The following is a 4,068-nucleotide window of genomic DNA, read 5'->3' as shown; positions in this document are numbered from 1 at the left end:
CAGTATCCCGAGAATGTTTTTATCTGGAGATACACGGTTGTGGCCCTTGTTTGTACGTAGATTCGCTCGAATGTTGTCGGCATAATATTCCCCTGCGCTGCGAGGTTCGTCACGCGTTGGGGGATTTTCTTGCAGATTCTCATGCACACGAGTTCTGGTGTCGAAGCTTACGTGGCGGGCCGCGAGTGGCAGGGAGCGAAACTGCCCAGGTGCCCACTGCATCCTTGCGGTGGTTGCGGCATTGCGCGCCATGGAAGCTACTCGAGGGCCAAGCCGTCTGGGGTTCGGGTGGCCCGATGGTACTGTCCCCAAGGACACCGCACTTTCAGCCTGTTGCCCGACTTTCTGGCAGCGCGCTTGCCCGGACTGCTCGTCGAGGTCGAAGAGGCGATCACCGTGGCAGCACGTTCGCCGAGTATCGAGGCTGCTGCGGCAAGTATGCGTGGCCTGGAGGTATCATTGCCAGCAGCGATTCGTTGGCTCCGTCGTCGCCTCGGGCCGGTTCAGCGCGCTGTTCAAGTACTGAGGGATACTGACCCCGAGATGGCTGTTGTCGTTGGTGATGGCGATCTTACTCGACTTCGCCTTCACCTCAACGATGAGGTGCTAGCGCGCCTACCTCCGCCTCTTGGATTCGGAGTCTGTGGCCCCCGCCGCCCCGCTCACGAAGGTAGGCAACACAAGATGTGGCCTGACACGCACGGGCCAACGATCTATTCTGGTGGAGAACACGCTCCATTATCAGTATTCCTATGGTTACGCGATCCTGTGCGAAGCAGAACCCCAAACGCACGCCCACCGCCCGGGACATCCAGCGCGTATGGCGCGTAGACCGCAATGTCAGTGCGAGTACCGCGCGGCAATACCTGTATTGGATATTGCGGTTCAGACGCTATTGCAACGCGCTCGGCCTTGATGAAGCTGACGAGCTGACGCGCGATGGACTCGGGCGGTTCCTGCACTGGTACGCTGATTCACGCAACCTTACCGCTAACTATCTCGCGCGGGCAAAGTCGTCGTTTCGGTCATTGCGCCGCGTCTACGAGGTTATTGGCAGACCAATGCCCTCGTGGAAACCCGTCGAGTGCCGACCTGCGCCTGTCACAGCGGTCCTGCGCGATTACGCTGCACACCTTGGGCAACATCGTGGCAACCCCGAGGTTACGGTTCGCAAGAAGCTCGACCATGTCGGCAAACTCCTCGAGCATCTGCATTGTTCCGGAAAGTCGTGGCGACAGTTGACCTTGCCCGAGATCGATGCGTTTCTCATCGGGTGCGCCCGTCGTTACGCCCCCTCAACGACTGCCGACATCGCCAGCACGGTCAGATCCTTTGCCCGCTTCCTACTGGTCAGCGGACGCATTCGCACCGATCTCGCCGACGCGGTGATCTCGCCAGTGAAACGTCCGCTCGAAAATCCCCGGCAAGCCTTACCCTGGGAGGACGTTCAACGCCTGCTGCGCGTCGTAGATACAGGCACGGCGCGCGGATTGCGTGATCATGCGCTACTGCTGATGATGAGCACGTACGGCCTCGGTGCCGGCGAAGTAATTGGCCTGCAATTGCAGCACATCGACTGGAACGCCGGCACGCTGCAGATGTTCCGTCCCAAGACGGACGTCAGCTTTGTCCTGCCACTGCTTCCGCCCGTGGCCAGAGTGCTTGCGCGGTACCTGCGTCATGGGCGTCCGGCTCATACGCTAACGCGGCATGTGTTCGTCCAGATGAAGTCGCCATTCGGCGCGCTAACATCATCATCAGCAGTGCGACACATTATTATAAAACATGCGACGATCGCTGGCATCCGAGCGCCGTACCTGGGCAGCCACGTCTTGCGACACTCAAACGCCGCACGGCAACTCGATGTTGGCACCAAGGCGCGAGTGCTGTCGGATCTGCTCGGCCATCGCGACCCGGGGGCGCTATCGGCCTACGTTCGCATCGCAACGCAGTCGCTTCGCGAAGTCTCGCTGCCGGTACCGCGATGAGCACGAACATTACCGCCACAACCCTTGCCCGGGACGCAAAGGAGTTCCTCGCGTTCAAGCGAGCCATGGGAGCGGGATACCAACGCGCGGAGTTCGTACTCGACAGCTTCGTACGCTTCGTTCGTGACCGGTACGGCGAATGCCCTGCGCCATTGGAACGGGTGGTGACAGAGTGGACGGCAAGAATCGAGGGCCGTAAAGCCGTCACCGTGGGCAATGAATTCGGTGTCGTTCGCCAGCTTTGCCTCTTCCGTCGTCGCAGCGACCCACACTCATTCGTGCCGGATCATGCAGTGGCACCCGTAAAGGAATCGACGTTCGTACCGTACATCTTTAGCCGGGAAGAGGTACTCGCTCTGCTGGACGCCGCCACGCAGCACGAAGGTCGCAGCATGTGGGGAGCGATGTTGCGGGCACTCACGCTCGTGATGTACTGCACCGGTATGCGGCTCGGCGAGGCTGCAAGATTGCGTATGGTCGACGTCGATCTGCGTCGGGCCATCCTGACGGTACAACGAAGCAAGGGACGTTCGCGCATCCTGGCGATCCGTGACGATCTCGTCGAGGAGCTACGACAGTACATTCGTTATCGCGAGAAAGTACTGACGACAAGCGGTGCGGACGATCCCATGACGCTGTTCATCCGTCTTGATGGATCGGCACTCACACTGCGCGCGGCATCCGACGCTTTGCGATGTCTGCTGCGGAACCTTGGCCTGAAGCCACAACGCGGCCGTTCGGGCGCTAGGCCGTACGAGCTTAGGCACGCCTTTGCGGTACACCGATTGACTGGCTGGGCGGAAGAAGGTGTAGACGTCCATGCGAAGCTGCCCTGGTTGTCTGCCTACCTCGGGCATCAGAATGTGCTCGGTACGGAAGTCTATCTCAAGGCCACGCCGCAACTGCTCCAACTGGCAAGCCAGCGCTTCGAGCGCCACTCACGTGCAAAGCGCTACCTGCGATGAGCCGCTCACAGTCTCCCGGCCTGTTCGCCCACGTGCACTCGTACTTTACCGAATACCTGCCGCGGCAACGTGGCGCCAGCGCTCATACCATTCGCGCCTACCGGGATGCGCTAACGTTGCTGTTCAGGTTCGTCTCCGAACAGAACGGTCACGATGTGGCGTCCTTGCAGCTTGCCGACCTCGACGCTGACGTTGTAATGCGCTTCCTGGATTACATCGAAGCCGCGCGGTCTAATTCGAGGGCAACCCGCAACTGCCGACGCGCGGCGATCCGGAGCTTCTTCAAGCATCTTCTGCGCAATGACCTAGTCCACTCACAACAGTACATACGGGTGTTGGCCATTCCTGCCAAGAAAGCTCGCCAGCAACCAGCAACCTACCTGGAGCCGGAAGATGCGCGACTGATCATCAGCATGCCGAATAAAAGTACCTGCGGAGGATGGCGTGACTATACACTGCTGCTGTTCCTCTACAACTGTGGTGCCCGGGTCGGCGAGGCTGCGGGCCTGCGGTGGAGCGATCTGCAATTGGTTGCGCCAAGACAGGTTCGCCTGCGAGGAAAGGGGGAAAAGGAGCGTCTGTTGCCGCTGTGGCCTGAGACCGCCAACGCGTTACATCGATTGCTTGGCATGTCAAGCAGTAACGGCGACCAGTGCGTCTTCGTCAATCGACACGGGCAACCACTGACGCGCGACGGCATTGCCTACATTCTCACCAAATACGTGAGCGCGGCAGCTCACAGTAACCCTGCATTGCTCCGAAAACACATCACGCCGCACACGCTGCGCCATAGTTGCGCTGTCGCACTGCTGCAATCTGGAACTGACGTGACGGTGATTCGCGATTACCTTGGTCACGCCAGCATCGCAACGACGGGTCGCTACATCACAATCAATCTGCAGATGAAGCGCGACGCCATGCTGGCGTTCTGGAAAAAGGCTGGCATTAAACCGGCAAACGCAAAACCTTGGAAACCGAAGGCTGACCTGCTAGCGTTCCTCCAGTCCTTGTGATCGCGGGAAAATTTATGTTGGTTCAAACCCCGGAGATCGCACTACAAATTACCGAAAATCGTATCTTATCTCCAGATAAAAACATTCTCGGGATACTGATCC

At 59.2% G+C, this 4,068-nt stretch carries 4 protein-coding genes; 3 read left to right on the top strand and 1 reads right to left on the bottom strand.

Annotated elements, in window-relative coordinates:
- Window positions 1–252 (bottom strand): hypothetical protein (locus AWB74_RS48045; protein ID WP_235024940.1); only part of this gene is annotated, 252 nt, incomplete at its 3' end.
- 500 nt (window positions 253–752) lie between these two features.
- Between AWB74_RS48045 and AWB74_RS43495 the strand changes: the two genes are divergently transcribed.
- The 3 genes from AWB74_RS43495 to AWB74_RS43485 are packed head-to-tail and all read left to right on the top strand — an operon-like array spanning window position 753 to window position 3,966.
- Window positions 753–1,988: a tyrosine-type recombinase/integrase gene (locus tag AWB74_RS43495; RefSeq protein ID WP_061152660.1), complete on the top strand. Its 1,236-nt coding sequence runs from the start codon at window positions 753–755 to the stop codon at window positions 1,986–1,988.
- On the top strand, window positions 1,985–2,953 hold the full coding sequence (locus tag AWB74_RS43490; protein WP_061152659.1) for a tyrosine-type recombinase/integrase: 969 nt from the start codon (window positions 1,985–1,987) through the stop codon (window positions 2,951–2,953). Before AWB74_RS43495 ends, AWB74_RS43490 begins: the two co-directional genes overlap by 4 nt.
- Window positions 2,950–3,966 (top strand): site-specific integrase, encoded by a 1,017-nt coding sequence (locus tag AWB74_RS43485; protein WP_061152658.1) that lies wholly within the window; start codon window positions 2,950–2,952, stop codon window positions 3,964–3,966. The genes AWB74_RS43490 and AWB74_RS43485 overlap by 4 nt, the downstream gene beginning before the upstream one ends.
- Window positions 3,967–4,068: the final 102 nt, after the last annotated feature.

This window comes from Caballeronia arvi (assembly GCF_001544695.2).
Lineage (GTDB): Bacteria > Pseudomonadota > Gammaproteobacteria > Burkholderiales > Burkholderiaceae > Caballeronia > Caballeronia arvi.
The sequence above is the reverse complement of the archived record's forward strand: the minus strand, read 5'-3'. Positions and strand labels throughout refer to the sequence as shown.